The sequence below is a fragment of the Corynebacterium pilosum DSM 20521 = CIP 103422 genome (assembly GCF_000373805.1).
In the GTDB taxonomy this organism is placed as follows: Bacteria; Actinomycetota; Actinomycetes; order Mycobacteriales; family Mycobacteriaceae; genus Corynebacterium; species Corynebacterium pilosum.
Window position 1 is genome coordinate 87,679 of sequence record NZ_KB892439.1, and the last position, 16,783, is coordinate 104,461.

The following is a 16,783-nucleotide window of genomic DNA, read 5'->3' on the forward strand; positions in this document are numbered from 1 at the left end:
GTGTTCTATTGGTCCTTAGTAGTTGGTGGAGGCGAGGTTATTGCGGAGACGTGTGAGCTTGCCACGCGTCGATCCGTCGATTACCTCGTCGCCCACCCGGATGATCATCCCTCCGAGGAGGCTGGGGTCAACCTCGGAATGAATGGCCATCTCTTGACCATAAATGCGTCCAAGCTTCTCGGCGAGTGCCGAACGCTGTCCTTCGTTCAGTTCCTCCGCAGTCTTCACGTGCGCCGCCGTACGGCCAGTCAAGGCTGCTGCCTCGACGGCGAGGTTCTTCACGTCGTCTACGGGGTTGTGCTCTGGTCGGCCAATGACCTGCAGAGCCAGTGCTTCAGTAACGGTGGTTACTTTGCCGTAGAGGACGTTAGCCAAAAGGCCACGACGACGCTCTGCGGTTTCTGTGCGATCGGACAGCAGCTGCGTGAGCTCGCCTTCGCGGTCCAGGATTCGAGACAGCTGGAAGAGTTCATCTTCCACCTGCTGAAGCTGACCTTCGGCTTCGGCGCCGCGCAAAAGTGCTCGACGGCCAAGCTGGACTAGTCCGGTGCGCATTTCGCGCGGGGTGGACCACTCACTTTCGGCCGCTGCACGCAGCACCTCGAGGGTGCGGTCTGCAACCTTGCCCTGGAAAATCTCGGTCATGATGCCGGTGCGCTCGTTGCTCTCCGCAGAGGAGTTTGCAACTGCGACGCGCAGCTGGCGGTTCTGATCGAGCTGTTCCACAGCGAGGAAGAGTTCGGCGCCAAGTTGCTTGGCCAGTGGCACGTTGTTCTCTGCATTCCAGAGCATCGTGTCAATGTGCTCGCTGACCTTTGCTAGTGCTTCGCGACTTGCTGCTCGCATATCGCCTACTTTCGTGCCTGTGAGACGTTATCGAGCTCAGACAGGAACTGGTCGATCGTGCCGGAGCGACGGCTGGAGTCCGAAAGTTCGGCTCCCAGCAGCTGCTCTGCAAGGTTGATCGAGTTCTGTCCAAGTTCGGTACGCAGTTCTGCAACAACCTGATCACGGGATGCCTGCAGCTGCTTCTCACCGGCTTCGACGATGCGACGGGACTCTGCTTCTGCCTCTGCACGCATGTCAGCCTGGATCTGCTTGCCCTTTTCACGGGCTGCTTCGCGGATCTCAGCGGCTTCAGCGCGTGCTTCCGCCAGTTGCGAGTTGTTCTTTTCCAGGGCAGCCTTTGCTTCAGCCTGAGCGGCTTGAGCACGCTCAATGCCACCCTTGATCCGGTCTTCGCGCTCAGCCATCATTTCCTGGAAACGTGGAAGAACAAACTTCCACATGATCAGAAGGATGATGACGAAAACTACGGCAGACCAGACGACATCGTACAGCTTAGGCAAAAGGATGGAGTTGCCGCCTTCAAATGGCAACGTCTCAGCCTCCTGCGCAAGGTAATAAATGACGTTCGTCATAGGTTGCTCCTGTTTCTAAAAAATGGACTGTTACGGCGTTTTTTAGAACAGGAAGCCTGCAACGAGGCCGATCAGGGCAAGAGCCTCAACGAAGGCGATACCCAGGAACATGGTGGTACGCAGCTGGCCGGCCATCTCAGGCTGGCGTGCCATGCCCTCGACGGTCTTGCCGACGAGGATGCCGATGCCCAGGCCTGGGCCGATGGTTGCGATGCCGTAGCCGATTGCGCCAAGGCCGGTCACGGAGGTTTCTGCAGCCTGTGCCAGGATGATCTCGTTCATGTGAAAGTCGTTCCCTTTCTAGATGTCCGATAGCGATTGGATTGTTAGTGCTTCGGACGATTGTGACGAAGTGGTGTGGGGTATTCAGTTGGTCACGCGCGAACGCGTTTTGTTAATGCGAATCTGCGTGTAGCGAGAGCTCAATATATACAGCCGTCAGCAGTGCGAAGATGTACGCCTGCAGGAAGATAATAATGAGCTCGTACACAGTGAACAGAACCGCTGCGAAGATGGTCACAGCCGACATCGCAGTCCAGCCGTTGAGCTGCCAGAAGAAGAAGTTCGTAGCAGAGTACAGCAGGACCAGAATGATGTGGCCGGCCAGGAAGTTCGCCATCAGACGAAGAGCCAGGGTGACCGGACGCAGGATGAATGTCGAGAAGAACTCGATCGGTACCACCAGCAGGTGTAGAGCTGGAGGCAGGTTCGGGATAACCACCGAAGACTTGATGTACTTGCCAAAGCCGTAGCGCTGAGCGCCGGCGTAAATCATTGCAATATAAGCCACTACCGCGAACACGATCGGCGCACCGATACGCGCGTTCGGGGAGATATTAAGGCCTGGAATGATCGTGGCAACGTTCATGATGATGATCGTGAAGAACAGCGTCGCGATAATCGGAAGGAATCGCTTGCCATCCTTCTTGCCGAGGATGTCCTCAGCAATGTGCACCCTCACAAAGTCAACTGCGATTTCGCCAAAGTTCTGCAGACCTTTAGGAACCAGCTTCGGGTTCCTAAAAGCAAGAACAAAAAAGATCACCAAGATCGCCGCCATCAGCAGGCGAACAATCATGATGCGATCTAGTGCGAACGCACCACCGAGGAAGTCTTCCCCGATGATGTGACCGTAGTATTGCCCCGGGAAAAATTCTGGGTCCAGTTGGGGTGGATGGAACTCACCCTTCATGGCCAAAGTCATAACGCTCAGCGTTCTCTCCCGTTCTCGGGCCGCACCGAAGGTATCGATGCGGTGCGATGGACGTCTTCAAATCGTCTGCCCCCGCGGCGGACTNCGTCGCACATCAGCGTCCGCGGTGGCAGGGGATGTTCCTTGGCGAACTATTCCGCCTTAGTAACCCGCAAGACAGCCTATCAGCCCACATCAATTTAGACGTTGGCAAGGGGTGGAAAATGCGCCTAGAGTTCGGATGCCATCCCTCTTTTCAGGGGTTCATGCAAATATTCCCAGCTCAGCGACAGTTGTAAGGTCCGTCACAACTTCAATGCTGCAAGCAAAAATACCCTCATTTCGCGCAAAAAAGACCCCCCGATCTGTGGATCGAGGGGTCAACCATTTGGCGGAGACGGACCCAAGGCCAATTAACTTACGTACGTCACCCGAGTTGTAATAATGCCCCAGACTTCGGTGGCCAGCACCACGACGAGTGCAGCGATCGTCGTTACGCCCAACGCGGTCGCGTCATAAAAGCTCATGGTGCGCAGCCACGCAAGCAACAGCAGCAACACGAGAATTTTGAGCAGCCAACCGCCCAGGACCACAGCCAACGTCGTTGACGGCGACGTATTCGACGTAGCCAATACGGAGATGACCGTGGCCAGCACGAAGCCACCACCGATCGCGGCGCCGATCAGCACGCCCCAGATCCCAGGCAGGTCACGGATGCTACCCCAGACAATCAGGGAGATAATGGTCAGAACCACAAGCGCCCAAGAACCGAGGCGCAATGCGCGCATGAGCGGGCGTTTTGGGTCTTCATAATCTACCCCGTCTGGAGAAGAAGAATCTTTGGAATTAGTCACAGCGGTGATCCTACCGAGATTTGTGTCGCCCACCTAGTCGCCTGCGCTGTCCCCTGCCCCGACGCATCGCGGTTTGCCCCGGCCGATCTTCCCCTGTGCCACAGGTACAGCGGTGGCGACGGCGGCTAGCGTCAGCAAAATCACGGATAGTCCAGCCGCAAAACTTGACGGGAAGATGGAGAAGCTGACAGCGCCAAAGGCGATTGCCGAAACCCACAGGTATAACACCAGCACGGTACGACGATGGGTGTGCCCAAGGTCCAGGAGGCGGTGATGGATGTGCTGCCGGTCTGCCGTGAAGGGACTCTTGCCTTGGGAGACGCGGCGGACCACGGCCATCACTAAGTCCAGCACGGGCAAAGCTACCGCCGCGACGACCACCATGATCGGGCTCATGAGCGCAACGAGGTCCGCGGTGCCATAAAGGGAAATGTTGATCTTGCCGGAAGCGGAGATGCTCGCCGCTGCCAGCAGCAGCCCGATCAGCATCGATCCGGAGTCCCCCATGAAAATTCGCGAAGGCTCAAAGTTATGGGGCAAGAAGCCCACGCAAATTCCGACAAGAGCCGCACAGATGATCGCGGGCGGGTAAGCCGACACGGCCCCGCCCTGATCGTGGAGCACCGTCAAGGAAAAGATCAGGATGGCACCACCGGCGATGGCACCCAGCCCCGCGGCCAGGCCGTCGATACCGTCAACGAAATTGATCGCGTTGACCAACAGCACCGTGAAAATCGTGCTGAACACCACGCCCTGGACCTGGTCGAGGATCAAGGTAGTTCCTTCACCGAAGGGGACATACAGCGACGTCATCGACAGGCCCAGGATACTCATCAGGACCGCGGCAAAAATCTGCCCGATCAGCTTCGTGATCGCATTTAGTTCATAGAGGTCATCGAGTACCCCGACGATCACAATGGCGAAACCACCCCACACCACCGCGGTCATCTCTGGGGTCACCGGCGCAAAACCACGCGTGAGCGCCGGGAGTTGGTTTGCCAAATAGACGGCCGCCAGGAATCCCGAAAACATCGCCAACCCACCCACGCTTGGGGTTGGCTGGGTATGGACATCGCGTTGCCGGATCTCAGCGACCCTTCCCGTGCGAATCAGGATCGAGCGCACCGGTCCTGTGGCCAAATAGGTGATTGCCGCCGCGACGAGCAGGACTAGACCTAGCTCGCGCAGCGGGACGCCGGCGCCGCCCATCTATTTCCTCCGCAGCTGCTCCGCGGGAACGTCGAGAACTTCCCCGATACGTTCAGCACTGATTGCCCCCTCGCGCAGGATCACCGGTTCTCGGCCAGAGATGTCAATAATGGTCGAGGGCTCGCCCAGGGAGGCCTCTCCCCCATCCAGGTATACGCCGACGGCGGAGCCGAACTGCTGCTTCGCCGCAATCGCCGTGGTGGGAGGCTGCTTTCCGGAGATATTTGCGCTGGAAACGGCCATCGGCCCAGTTTCGCGCAGCAGCTCGATGGCAATGGGCTGCAACGGCATGCGCAGCATCACTGTGCCACGGGTATCGCCCAGATTCCACGGCAAGCTGGGGGCTTCAGGCACCACGATGGACAGCCCGCCCGGCCAGAACGCCTCGACCAAGGTCTCAGCGGTCGTCGTAAATTCGCGCACGAGGCCCTGGATCGTGTCCCAGGACCCGACGAGCACCGGCACCGGCATGTCTGGCCCGCGGCGCTTCGTCGCAAGTAGGCTTGCCACAGCATCGTTGTTGAAAGCGTCAGCGCCGATGCCATACACGGTGTCGGTGGGCAACACAACAGTTCGTCCTGCACGGACGGCATCAACCGCACGCGCAATACCCTCCTGGCGTCCTGCTGGTTCCAGGCAGTTGTAGATCTTGCTCACCATAACCGGGTTAACTCCTTGAGGTCTGTCTATTCCTGTGCAAGCTTACTCGTTATCACAAACCGGTCGCGACCGGCCAGATCAGGCATCGATTCCGCGGCCTCAAAACCGCCATGCTTATCGACGACATCCTGAACATCCTGCGAAGTTGCATCATCGTGCTCGATGCCCAGACCCCCACCTGGTGCCAAAAGGGACGCCGCCACGGGCACCAGCCCGCGGATGACATCCATCCCATCAGCACCGGAGAACACGGCCTCATGCGGATCCTGGTAGACCTCGCGTTGCAAGTCCTCGGTTTCCGGCACATAAGGCGGGTTAGTGACCACCAGATCTACCGTGCCGTGGAGGTCCTCCAACAGATTGGGGTCGATCATGTCGCCGTCGATAAGCGTGATCTGCAGGCCGAGCCGCTCCGCGTTGCGCTGGGCATAGGCCCGCGCTTCCGCAGATTTCTCCACGGCGTACACGCGCGCATCCGGCCGGGCGTGCGCGATATAGAGCGCTAGCGCCCCGGTCCCGGTTCCGAGGTCGACGACGATGGGCTGGTCGGCCAGCGCGATGCGGCCCACAGCCCAATCGGCCAAAAATTCGGTTTCCGGCCGCGGGATGAACGCACCCGGGCCAACCTCCAGTTCGAGCGGTCCGAAAGGCGCGGTGCCGACGATGTGCTGCAAAGGCTCGCGCGCTTCACGACGAGAAACCCACTGCTCAAATTGTGCGGGGAACTCGTCGTCGAGCGTGTCAACTTGACGCAGCTGGATCGGACTGACTCCCAATAGCTCTGCAGCGAGCCATTGGGCGTCTACCTCAGGACTGTCCACGCCGGCAGCGGCGAGGCGGGCGGAGGCATCGTCGATAAGCTGCCTCAGCCTATTCTGCTTCGAGTCGTTCTGCGCGCTCATGTGCCTGCAATGCGGTAATCAGATCATCCATCTCCCCGTTCAACACGGAGTCCAAGTTATTGGCCTTGTAGTTGATGCGGTGATCGCTGATCCGGTTCTCCGGCCAGTTGTAGGTGCGAATGCGCTCCGAACGGTCCATCGTGCGCACCTGGGAGGCACGGCCTTCCGACGCCTCCGCTTCCGCTTCTTCGCGCTTCATCTGGTCAAGACGAGCCTGCAACACCTGCATCGCGCGGGCACGGTTCTGAATCTGCGAACGCTCATTTTGGCAAGTGACCACGATATTGGTCGGCAGGTGGGTGATGCGCACAGCCGAGTCCGTGGTGTTCACGCCCTGGCCGCCCTTACCGGAGGAACGGTAGACGTCGACGCGGATGTCCTTCTCGTCGATCTCCACGGCCTCGATCTCCTCGGGCTCTGGGTAGACGTAGACGCCGGCGGCGGAAGTCTGGATGCGGCCCTGCGACTCGGTGACTGGCACGCGCTGGACGCGGTGCACGCCACCTTCAAACTTCAGCTTCGACCAGGCACCGTCGCGCGAAGGGGTCTTCGCCTTGATCGCTACGGTCATGTCCTTCACACCGTCCAGGTCAGATTCGGACAATCCAAGCACGTCCCAACCAAGGTCATGCTTCTCACAGTAGCGGCGGTACATGTTGGCCAAGTCGCCCGCGAACAACGCGGCCTCTTCGCCACCGGCACCGGCCTTGATCTCCATGATCACGTCATCGCCATCGTGCTCATCGCGAGGCGCCAGAAGGTCCGCCAACTCCTCTTCTAGGCGCACGATTTCTGCCTCGAGGCGCGTGGCTTCCTCGGCGAACTCCTTGTCCTCGCTGGCCATTTCAGACGCGACTTCGTGGTCCTCACGTGCCTGCACCAATGCGTTGTTCACGTTGATGATCGGCTGGATCTCGGCATAACGCTTCGACAGCTTCCGGAAGGCGTTCTGGTCGCCCGTGATTTCTGGGTCGGCCATTTGGGCCTGGATGCCCTGGTATTCGGCGACGTAATCGTCGACAAGCGAAACTTCATTAGCCATTAGAAGTAATCCTCCGCTTCTGCGTCAGCAGCCATCGGCGCGGACTGCGCAACCTGCACCATGAACTCGGCATTCGACTTGGTCTTCTTCAGCTGCTTGATCAGCAAATCAATCGCCGCCTGCGAATCCAGCGCAGACAGGATGCGGCGTAGCTTGTGCATGATGCGCGCCTCTTCCGGGGCAAGCAGCAGCTCGTCCTTGCGGGTGCCGGACGGGTTGACATCCACAGCCGGGAACACGCGGCGCTCCGAGATCTTGCGATCCAGCTTCAGCTCCGCGTTGCCGGTGCCCTTGAACTCCTCGAAGATCACGGTATCGCCGGCGGAACCGGTTTCGACCATCGCGGTGGCGATGATGGTCAGGGAGCCACCGTCTTCGATGTTGCGGGCAGCACCCAAGAAACGCTTCGGTGGGTACAGTGCGTTGGAATCCACACCACCGGACAAGATGCGGCCCGATGCTGGCGAAGAGTTGTTGTACGCGCGGCCCAGGCGGGTGATGGAGTCCAGCAGAACGACGACGTCCTGGCCCATCTCCACGAGGCGCTTCGCGCGCTCGATCGCTAGCTCTGCGACTGCGGTGTGCTCTGAAGGCGGGCGGTCAAACGTGGAGGCGATGACTTCGCCCTTCACGCTGCGCTGCATGTCGGTGACTTCCTCGGGGCGCTCGTCGACAAGCACAACCATGAGGTAGCACTCTGGGTTATTGGTGGAAATCGCGTTGGCGATGTTCTGCAGAATCGTCGTCTTACCAGCCTTAGGAGGCGAGACGATGAGGGCGCGCTGGCCCTTGCCGATAGGCATGACCAAGTCGATCACGCGGGTGGTCAGGATGTTCTGCTCCGTCTCCAGGCGCAGGCGCTGGTTCGGGTACAGCGGGGTCAGCTTGTGGAACTCTGGACGCCCCTTCGCCTCTGCCGGCTCCTGCCCATTGACGGAATCGACCCGGACCAGTTTGTTGTAGCGCTTGCGGTTGCGGCCGTTGCCGTGGGACTGGCTCTGCCCGTTGGCGCGGACCTGGCCGATCACCGCGTCGCCGGAGCGCATGCCGAACTGGCGCAGCAGGTTATTCGGAACGAACACGTCGTTCTGGCTGGCCTTGTAGCCGGTGGTGCGGATGAACGCTGCGTTGTTATCGACAATGTCTAGAATGCCGGCGACTTCCTGCAGTTCTGCAGGGTCAAGCTCCTGGTTGTTCTGGTTATTGTCGTTGCGGTTGTCATTGTGGCGGTTATCCCGGTTGTCCCGGTTGTCATTGCGGCCGCGACGGTTGCGACGACCACGGCGGCCGCGACGGCCCCCGCCATCGCGGTTGTCGTTGCGATTGTCATGACGATTGTCGTTGCGGTTTCCACGCTGGTTGTTATCGCGGTTATTGTCGCGCTCGTCATCACGGTCGCCACGGTCGCCATGGTCATCGCTGTCCTGCTGGCCGTGCTGATCATCCTGGTTGTTATGGCGGGCACGGTTCCGGCGCGCACGACGGGCCGCGGAGCGCGATTCATAACGCTGATCGCCCTTATCATCCTTGTCGTGCTTGTCATCCTGGGCATCGTGGTCGCCCTGCTCAGACTTGTTAGTGTCGGCGGAGCCGCTCGGGCGGGTCGCGCGGCGTGGCTTATCTTCCGCTGGCGCAGCCTCATCGGCCTTGGGCGCCTTGGACGCGGCGGCCTTCTTATTAGGCACCTTGCCAGTCTTGATGGCCTCAATCAGCTCGCCCTTACGCAGGGCGGAAATACCTTTAAGGCCCTTATCTGCGGCCATTTTGCGCAGTTCCGGAAGTTTCAATGCAGCTAAGTCTTGGGAAGCTGCTGCGTTATCCGTTTCGGTCACGGAGTTCCTTTCGTCGCTTTGTTGTGGCTAGCGCTGAAGTACATATGCGCTGCACCGAAAGCTTTCGTGTGGAGTTTTGTGGCCCGCTTCGTCGTCAAGCAAGATTACGCGCAAACACGCGCAGACTCGCAGGCCAGAATGGTTTTTCACACCGCGCACCCTGCCGGACAATCCCAGGCGGAGCAAAGGGGTGGAAAATTCTACATGCGATGAAGATCGAATCCATGGGAGAAGAGTTTGTTTCGTTCAACATCCCCGGACGCGGATCATGTCCGCTGGTAAGCGCGCGAATTCGTGCGCATCACCGTTGATCTTGCAGACCAGTGTAACTGACGTATCCCATTCGTGTATTTCCGACCCCCATTAATCCTGATCCCCGCTAAAGTAGTCTGCATGCTCTCCACCATGCAGGAAGTTCCGATGTCGATTGGCCGGCTCCTGGAGTACGGCTCCACGGTGCACGGATCCACCAAGGTCACCACGTGGCGGACGTCGGAAGCGGAGCAGTCCACATTCGAGTCCATCGCGGCGCGGGCGGCCGCATTCGCCCACGCTTTGGACGATTCGCTAGGCATTGACGACGATCAACGCGTGGCGACGATGCTCTATAACTGTGCTGAGCACCTCGAAGTGATGTTTGGTGTTTCGGCGAAGGGCTCTATCTTTACCCCACTGAACAAACAGTTGATGCCGGATCAGATTGAGTACATCATCAACCACTCTGGCGCTGAGGTGATTGTGGTGGACCCGCGCATGGCGGAGCAACTGGGAGAGATCCTCAAGAACTGTCCGAAGGTGCGCGCCATTGTGTTGACGGGGCTGGTGGCTCCCTCGGAGGTGCGCTCCCACTTCCCCATCGATGTTGAGGTCCACTCCTATGAAGGGTTCCTCGACGGCCGCTCAACCGTGTACGAATGGCCCGATTTGCCTGAGGATACTGCTTCGGCGCTGTGCTATTCGACGGGCACGACCGGCGCGCCGAAAGCCGTGATGTATTCCCACCGCTCCATCTGGATGCAGGCGATGAGCCTGCGCACCACAGATTCTCTGGCTATCACACACGGTGAATCTTTCCTCTGCTGTATCCCGATCTACCACGTCTTGAGCTGGGGCGTACCTTTCGCAGCCTTCATGTCGGGCACTCCCCTGGTGCTGCCTGACTCGGACGTCTCCCCAGCCACCCTGGCCAAGCTAATCGCCGCGACGCACCCGCGCGTGGCGCACGGCGTGCCGACCTTGTGGATTCAGCTGATGGTCCACTACATGCACAATCCGCCGGAGCGCATGAGCTTGACGGAGATCTACGTGGGCGGCTCGCCTGCCCCGCCAGCCATGATCAAGGTCTGGGAGGAACGCTACGGCGTGGATGTGATCCACGTGTGGGGTATGACGGAAACGTCCACCGTGGGCACGGTCGCCCGCCCACCGTCGGGTGCGTCGGGCGAGGCGCGCTGGGCCTACCGCATCTCCCAGGGCCGCTTCGTTCCCAACTTGGAATACCGCGTGGTCAATGACGGCCGCGTGGTCAATGCCACCGACCGCAACCAGGGCGAGATCCAGGTGCGTGGCAACCTTGTTATCTCCCGCTACTGGCAATCACCCGAGGAGCGCGAGGGTGGCAGCGCGCACAAGTTCCGCGGCGATGTCGTCGAAAGTGGCGAAGAGCTGTTCACCAAGGATGGATGGCTGCGCACCGGCGATGTCGGCTCGGTGACAGAAGACGGCTTCCTTACCTTGTATGACCGCGCCCGGGACGTGATCCGCTCCGGCGGCGAGTGGATCTATTCAGTTCAGCTGGAAAACCTCATCATGGAGGCGCCGGAGGTCGTCGAGTGCGCGGTGATCGGTTATCCGGACGAGAAATGGGGCGAGCGGCCGTTGGCCGTGACCGTCTTATATGAGGAGCACGGCCCAAGCGTGGAGATGGCGGAGGAGCTACGCGACCGTTTGCGCTCTGCACTGCCCAGTTGGATGCTGCCGGAATACTGGACGTTCGTGCGTTCGATCGACAAGACTTCAGTAGGTAAATTCGACAAGAAGGACCTACGCCAACACTTAGCTGAGGGCAAATACAACATTATTGCACTTAAAGGCCCAGGTAACCGCTCACATCCGGAGCAGAACTGATCTCCACCGGCAGACAGTCGCTTCCCCCAAAGGTGCTTTGTTTTTCGCTCGTATCTTCGTACTATGGGGAACATCATGACCGACCGCACCATTACTACACTGCCGCTGACTGTGACTCCGAAGCGTCCTGTCACGGAATACACCGCGCCCGCCGATTTGCCGGACGCACAACCCGATGGCTCGCGCCCTCTCGTGGATCGCTTCGGTCGCGTCGCGCACGACCTGCGCGTAAGCCTGACCGACCGCTGCAACCTCCGCTGTACTTACTGCATGCCAGCGGACGGCCTAGAGTGGATCCCCACCGATTTCACGCTTAACGACGAAGAAACCATCCGCCTCATCCGCATCGGGGTGGAGAAACTGGGGATCCGGATGGTCCGTTTCACCGGCGGCGAGCCTTTGCTGCGCAAGAATTTGGACAAGATTCTTGCGGCGACTAAGGAGATGGTGACCGACGAGGGGAAGGCCCCGCAGACCGCGCTGACCACCAATGGTCTGAGTTTGGCGCGCCAGGCGCAGAAGCTGGCGGATGCAGGCCTGGACCGCGTCAATATTTCACTGGACACCATTGATCCGGAGCTCTACGCCCGCCTAACTCGTCGTGACCGCATCAACGACGTATTCAAGGCCATCGATGCTGCGTTGGAGGCCGGCCTGAACCCGGTGAAGATCAACGCAGTCGTGATGCCCGGTGTTAACGAAGACGGCATTTTGGATCTCGCCCGCTTCGCCTTGGAAAAGGGCACCCAGCTGCGCTTCATCGAGCAGATGCCCCTGGGCCCCCGCGAAGAGTGGAAACGCTCGGACATGGTCACTGCGGAGGAGATCATCGACAAACTGAAGCAGGAATATGAACTGACCCCGGCGAAGGAGCCGCGTGGTTCTGCCCCTGCAGCTCTGTGGAATGTGACGGATGGCGAGCTGACCGGTTCGATCGGCATCATCGCGAGTGTGACCCACCCCTTCTGTGGTGATTGTGACCGCACCCGTCTGACCACTGATGGTGCGATCCGCAACTGCCTGTTCGCCAGCCAGGGCTCGGAGACCTCTCTGCGCGACCTGATGCGTGCTGGTGCCAGCGACGACGAGCTTGCTCGCGCATGGGCCGGCACCATGTGGGAGAAGAAACCTGGGCACGGCATTGACGACGAAGGCTTCCTCCAGCCGGATCGGCCGATGTCCGCCATCGGCGGCTAAAGTAGGCCCTTATGTCTTCTGATGTTCGTTCCATCCATGACCATCTGGTTGCCGCGGTCGAGCTCGCCGTTCCTCGCGTTCGCTACGATGTACCGGTGCGCGAATGCGCGGGCTTGGTGCTTGCCGACGACGCTATCGCCGAAGTAGCCGTGCCCCCTTTTGATAATTCGGCCATGGACGGCTTTATCGTCCACTGCAGCGACCTACAAGGCGACGGCCCGTGGGAACTGCCCGTGGCCGGTGATATTCCGGCCGGCTCCCGCCCTGTCGACGTGCCAGCAGGCCACGCCGTGCGCATCATGACGGGTGCGCCTTCCCCGACTGGCGAGGGCACCGAGGACCTGATCGTCGTGCCGGTGGAACAAACGAATATTCCACGTGGCCCGGTCCCCCTGCCGGAGACCGTGGTGATTGAGCAGGTAGACACGAGCCGCGCGCACCTGCGTCGCGCGGGATCCAATGTGCAACCGGGCGAGGTCGCCGCCACCAAGGGTTCGCGCGTGGATGCGGGCACGATCGCCGCACTGATTTCGCTGGGCGTGGACGAGGTGAATGTCTTTGCTGCCCCGATTGTTGCGGTCATTTCTACCGGTGCCGAATTAGTCGAGCGCGCGGAAGATGCGGAAGGCCACCAGATCCCCGATTCGAACCTGCCGATGCTGGCGGCTTTAGCCGCGGCGAACGGCGCGGGCCAGGTCCTCGAGTTCCACGCCGATGATGATAATGACGCTTTCCGGGATGTGCTCAGCCAAGCTGTGGCCCAGGCTGACATCATCGTCACCTCCGGTGGGGTGTCCGTCGGAGCCTTCGACGTAGTGCGCGCGGTAACTGAGGAGAGCTCGGAAATGTGGTTCGGCCAGGTTGCCCAGCGCCCCGGCGAGCCCCAGGGCTTGGGCTGGTGGGCCGGCACGCCCCTCGTGTGCCTACCGGGCAATCCCGTTGCCGCCTTTAACTCTTTCCACGCTTACATGGTGCCGTTGATGCAGGCTACGGCAGGCCTTGACCCGCAGCAGGAGCTGACGGACCGGCCGCACGTTCGCGTGCGTGTCGACGAAGATTTCCCCGCACCACACCAGCCCGTGACACTGATGGTGCCCGTAAAGCTTGATTTCTCGGCGGAGGGGGTCACCGCTACCCCGTTTTCCTCGCGCGGACATAGCTCGCACCTGGTCGGATCCTTGGTCAACACGAACGGCCTTGCCGTCGTGGAGTACGGCGACACCTCCGACGAGCGACTGGTATTGCTCACCCGCACCTAAAACATTTGGAAAGACGCTATGAAATTTACGCACTTAAATGACACCGGCCAGGCGTATATGGTCGACGTGACTGAGAAGCAGCCCACCGTTCGCGCAGCCACCGCCGAGGGCGAAGTGGCGTGCTCGCCGGAGGTAATGCAGGCGCTGCGGGACGGCACCGTGCCCAAGGGTGATGTGCTGGCTGTCGCCCGGATCGCCGGGATTTCGGCAGCAAAGAAGGTGCCCGAACTGCTGCCTTTGGCTCACACGATCGGCGTACATGGCGCGGCCGTGGACTTGGAACTGCGCGATGACCACGTGTTTATTAGCGCCACGGTGCGCACCGCGGACCGTACAGGCGTGGAGATGGAGGCGCTGACCGCTGTGTCCGTGGCGGCGCTAACAATCATTGACATGGTTAAAGGCGTCGACCGCAGCGCGATGATTCGTCGGATGGGCATCGTCGCAAAGTCGGGTGGCCGTTCGGGCGACTGGTCCCGGGAGCTACCGCAGTGAGCATTGACCCGCAGATGGGAGTGATCATCCTGGCCGGGGGCCGCTCCACCCGCATGGGCGCAGATAAGGCCCAGGTCAAGGTGGACGGCGTGCGCCTGGTGGATCAGATCCTCGCGGGGCTTGACGACGAGACCCCGTACGTCGTCGTCTCCCCCTTCGACCTGGGTATCCCCACGGTCAGCGAGGAGCCACCCTTTGGCGGGCCCGTGGCTGGGATCGCTGCGGGCGCAGCCGCTTTGGACACAGACTTCAAGGCGGTGCTCTCCGTTGACGCTCCGGCGTCCCCCGGTTTGCTCGGCAAGTTGAAAGCTGCGCTGGAATCGTCGTCAAGCGATGTTGCCGTGGTGCAGGCAGCTGATGGATTCCTGCAGCCACTGTGCGCGGTGTGGACAGCTGCCGGGCTGGACGCGGCGCTGGGTACGCTCGGTGATGTCCGTGACGCACCGGCGAAAAGACTGATCGGCGCGGCGCGGACCCGCGTGGAAGTTGCCGGTGACGGGCGCGAAAAGGACTACGACACTGCCGCCGAACTGGAGACGCTCGGCGAGGTCGAACTTTAGATTCCGGGCACGCCGAGGCGCTCGGCGATATTGGGCCACACAGAAATGATGACTGTGAGGGCGTCTTTCACTCCCCCGGTAGAGCTTGGGGCGTTGACGATGAGTGTGCCGCGGTGATCACGGCGTGTCAGCCCCACGATTCCACGCGAGAGCCCTGCGTGTGATGAATTTTTCAGGCCTTCGAGCAAGATCTGTCGCTCAAGGCCTTCAAGGCGTGTCGTGATGATGTCCCCGGTGGCTTCTGGGGTGAGGTTTCTGGCACCCAACCCGGTGCCGCCACAGGTGAGGATGAGGTGGGTGTCGTCGTTAAGCGACTGCGCCATGGCGTGAGAGACGGCGTCATAGCCCTCGGGGACGATGGTGGTCTCGGCGACTTCAAAGCCCGCTTCTTCGAGCATGGCTACCCCCGTTGGGGAGGCTTTGTCGGCGCGCTGCCCGGCGATGATTCTGTCCGAAACAACGATGACGTGTGCTTTTGCTAGCTGTGTCACCATAAGTCTTTTTAATCCTTCCAGGTCACTTCCCTGCGGGGAAGGTGACATATTTACATCATATCTTCGTGCTGTTAATAACCACGATTTTAGTCGTTTTATAGGTTTCTAGCTCGGCTTTTACCAGTTAATATCATTTGTGAAGCGATTAAAAGTAGTAGCTTTAAGGAAGTAGCATGACACAACTAGACACCTCCCAACGTGTCCTTCACGGCTGGGACCCCGAGAACGAAGACTCGTGGGACTCCAAAATCGCGTGGCAGACTCTGTGGATCTCCACCATCACTCTGTTCCTGGGTTTCACTACCTGGTACTTGGTGTCTGCCATCGCCCCCATGCTCAACGAGATCGGGTTCGATCTCACCGCGGGCCAGCTCTACTGGTTGACCTCCATCCCAGGACTATCCACTGGTCTGTTCCGACTGATCTGGATGTTCCTGCCGCCGGTGCTGGGCACGCGCAAACTGGTCACTTTCTCCGCGCTGCTGTACCTGATCCCGCTGTTCGGCTGGTTCTTTACGGTGCAAGACACGAGCGCACCGTACTGGTGGCTGCTCACCTTGTCCTTCCTGTCGGGCATTGGTGGCGGCGTGTTCTCCGGCTTCATGCCATCGACGGGCTACTTCTTCCCGAAATCCAAGTCCGGTACGGCACTTGGTCTTCAGGCGGGCCTGTCCAACATGGGTATGTCTGCCATCCAACTGGCGGCACCATGGCTGGTGGGCATGTCTATCCCGCTGATCTCCCTGGGCACGGCGCAGACCTCCGCAGAGACTGGGGAGAACATGTGGGTACAAAACGCAGCCGGCATCCTCATCCCGTTCGTGATCGTGATGGTCATCGTCGCCTGGCTGATGCTGAAAGATGTTCCCGTTAAGGCGAACTTCAAGCAGCAGATTGACATCTTCGGCAACGTCAACACCTGGGTCATGTCGGTGATCTACTTCGCTGGCTTCGGCGCTTTTGCCGGCTTCTCCGCCCAGCTGGCTTTGCTGATCAACGATAACTTCGGCGCAAACTCAGACCTTGCGAACAACTTTGATCCTGCCCTGCTTCCAGTCGGCGGCGCGATTGCTTTCTGGTTCCCACTGATCGGCGCAGGTACCCGCGCACTGTGGGGCCCGTTGTGCGACAAGTTCGGCGGCGCGATCTGGACCTTCATCGGCCTCGTCGGCATGGCGGTCTTCACCGGTGCTGCAGCGCTCTTCCTCAACCCGGACTCCCCCGACGCTTTCACGTGGTTCTGGACGCTCATGCTGATCATGGCCTTCTTCTCTGGCTTGGTCAACGCGGGCTCTTTCAAGCAGATGCCGATGATCCTGCCGAAGCGTCAGTCCGGCGGCGTGATCGGGTGGACGGGCGCGGTCGGTTCTTTCGGCCCGTTCGTGGCCGGTGTGCTGTTGTCCATGATTTCGGCAACCGCATTCTTCTGGGGCTGCGTGGTCCTGTTCGTGATCGCGGCAATCCTGTGCTGGGTGTACTACACCCGCCCAGGCGCCCCGTTCCCGGGCTAGCAAGTGGTGCGACCGCCCCAAAAACTTC

General features: G+C 60.2%; 17 protein-coding genes. 6 read left to right on the forward strand and 11 right to left on the reverse strand.

From position 1 onward, the window contains the following. Positions 1-15: 15 nt before the first annotated feature. The 10 genes from B097_RS0101900 to rho form a co-directional block, all read right to left on the reverse strand. Positions 16-846, reverse strand: coding sequence for a F0F1 ATP synthase subunit delta (locus tag B097_RS0101900; protein ID WP_018580843.1), 831 nt, complete (start codon positions 844-846; stop codon positions 16-18). Between the two features lie 5 nt (positions 847-851). After that, positions 852-1,421 (reverse strand): F0F1 ATP synthase subunit B, encoded by a 570-nt coding sequence (locus B097_RS0101905; protein WP_018580844.1) that lies wholly within the window; start codon positions 1,419-1,421, stop codon positions 852-854. A 42-nt stretch (positions 1,422-1,463) separates the two neighbouring features. Then, positions 1,464-1,703 (reverse strand): ATP synthase F0 subunit C, encoded by a 240-nt coding sequence (locus B097_RS0101910; protein ID WP_018580845.1) that lies wholly within the window; start codon positions 1,701-1,703, stop codon positions 1,464-1,466. Positions 1,704-1,815: 112 nt separating this feature from the next. Continuing rightward, complete coding sequence (gene atpB / locus B097_RS0101915) at positions 1,816-2,613, reverse strand: F0F1 ATP synthase subunit A (RefSeq protein WP_026254232.1); 798 nt, start codon at positions 2,611-2,613, stop codon at positions 1,816-1,818. Between the two features lie 413 nt (positions 2,614-3,026). Beyond that, positions 3,027-3,401, reverse strand: coding sequence for a Cg1360 family ATP-synthase-associated protein (locus B097_RS0101925; RefSeq protein ID WP_394280560.1), 375 nt, complete (start codon positions 3,399-3,401; stop codon positions 3,027-3,029). Positions 3,402-3,500: 99 nt separating this feature from the next. Next, complete coding sequence (locus B097_RS0101930; RefSeq protein WP_018580849.1) at positions 3,501-4,676, reverse strand: glycosyltransferase family 4 protein; 1,176 nt, start codon at positions 4,674-4,676, stop codon at positions 3,501-3,503. Next, positions 4,677-5,336: an L-threonylcarbamoyladenylate synthase gene (locus B097_RS0101935; RefSeq protein WP_018580850.1), complete on the reverse strand. Its 660-nt coding sequence runs from the start codon at positions 5,334-5,336 to the stop codon at positions 4,677-4,679. A gap of 26 nt (positions 5,337-5,362) precedes the next feature. After that, the gene (gene prmC, locus B097_RS0101940) at positions 5,363-6,238 is read right to left on the reverse strand and encodes a peptide chain release factor N(5)-glutamine methyltransferase (RefSeq protein ID WP_018580851.1); all 876 of its coding nucleotides are present in this window, start codon (positions 6,236-6,238) and stop codon (positions 5,363-5,365) included. Next, on the reverse strand, positions 6,207-7,280 hold the full coding sequence (gene prfA, locus B097_RS0101945; protein ID WP_018580852.1) for a peptide chain release factor 1: 1,074 nt from the start codon (positions 7,278-7,280) through the stop codon (positions 6,207-6,209). The genes prmC and prfA overlap by 32 nt, the downstream gene beginning before the upstream one ends. Further along, positions 7,280-9,112 (reverse strand): transcription termination factor Rho, encoded by a 1,833-nt coding sequence (gene rho / locus B097_RS0101950; protein ID WP_018580853.1) that lies wholly within the window; start codon positions 9,110-9,112, stop codon positions 7,280-7,282. The genes prfA and rho overlap by 1 nt, the downstream gene beginning before the upstream one ends. 393 nt (positions 9,113-9,505) lie before the next feature. On the opposite strand from rho, the gene B097_RS0101955 reads away from it, so the two are divergent. The 5 genes from B097_RS0101955 to B097_RS0101975 all read left to right on the forward strand — a co-directional run bounded on the left by B097_RS0101955 (position 9,506) and on the right by B097_RS0101975 (position 14,750). Continuing rightward, positions 9,506-11,239, forward strand: coding sequence for a long-chain fatty-acid--CoA ligase (locus tag B097_RS0101955; RefSeq protein ID WP_018580854.1), 1,734 nt, complete (start codon positions 9,506-9,508; stop codon positions 11,237-11,239). Between the two features lie 75 nt (positions 11,240-11,314). Next, positions 11,315-12,436 carry a GTP 3',8-cyclase MoaA gene (moaA, locus tag B097_RS0101960; RefSeq protein WP_026254233.1) on the forward strand — a complete coding sequence of 374 codons (1,122 nt, stop codon included), beginning with the start codon at positions 11,315-11,317 and terminating at the stop codon, positions 12,434-12,436. Positions 12,437-12,447: 11 nt separating this feature from the next. Further along, the gene (locus tag B097_RS0101965; RefSeq protein WP_018580856.1) at positions 12,448-13,695 is read left to right on the forward strand and encodes a molybdopterin molybdotransferase MoeA; all 1,248 of its coding nucleotides are present in this window, start codon (positions 12,448-12,450) and stop codon (positions 13,693-13,695) included. Between the two features lie 18 nt (positions 13,696-13,713). After that, positions 13,714-14,190, forward strand: coding sequence for a cyclic pyranopterin monophosphate synthase MoaC (gene moaC, locus B097_RS0101970; protein WP_018580857.1), 477 nt, complete (start codon positions 13,714-13,716; stop codon positions 14,188-14,190). Positions 14,191-14,204: 14 nt separating this feature from the next. Continuing rightward, positions 14,205-14,750 carry an NTP transferase domain-containing protein gene (locus B097_RS0101975; RefSeq protein ID WP_026254234.1) on the forward strand — a complete coding sequence of 182 codons (546 nt, stop codon included), beginning with the start codon at positions 14,205-14,207 and terminating at the stop codon, positions 14,748-14,750. Here B097_RS0101975 and B097_RS0101980 read toward each other — a convergent pair. Then, entirely contained in the window at positions 14,747-15,244 is a 498-nt protein-coding gene (locus tag B097_RS0101980) for a molybdopterin-binding protein (RefSeq protein WP_018580859.1), read from the reverse strand. The two genes, B097_RS0101975 and B097_RS0101980, sit on opposite strands and share 4 nt — an antisense overlap. Before the next feature lie 173 nt (positions 15,245-15,417). Here B097_RS0101980 and B097_RS0101985 point away from each other — a divergent pair, with 173 nt between their 5' ends. Further along, positions 15,418-16,755, forward strand: coding sequence for an MFS transporter (locus tag B097_RS0101985; RefSeq protein WP_018580860.1), 1,338 nt, complete (start codon positions 15,418-15,420; stop codon positions 16,753-16,755). Positions 16,756-16,783 lie beyond the last annotated feature (28 nt).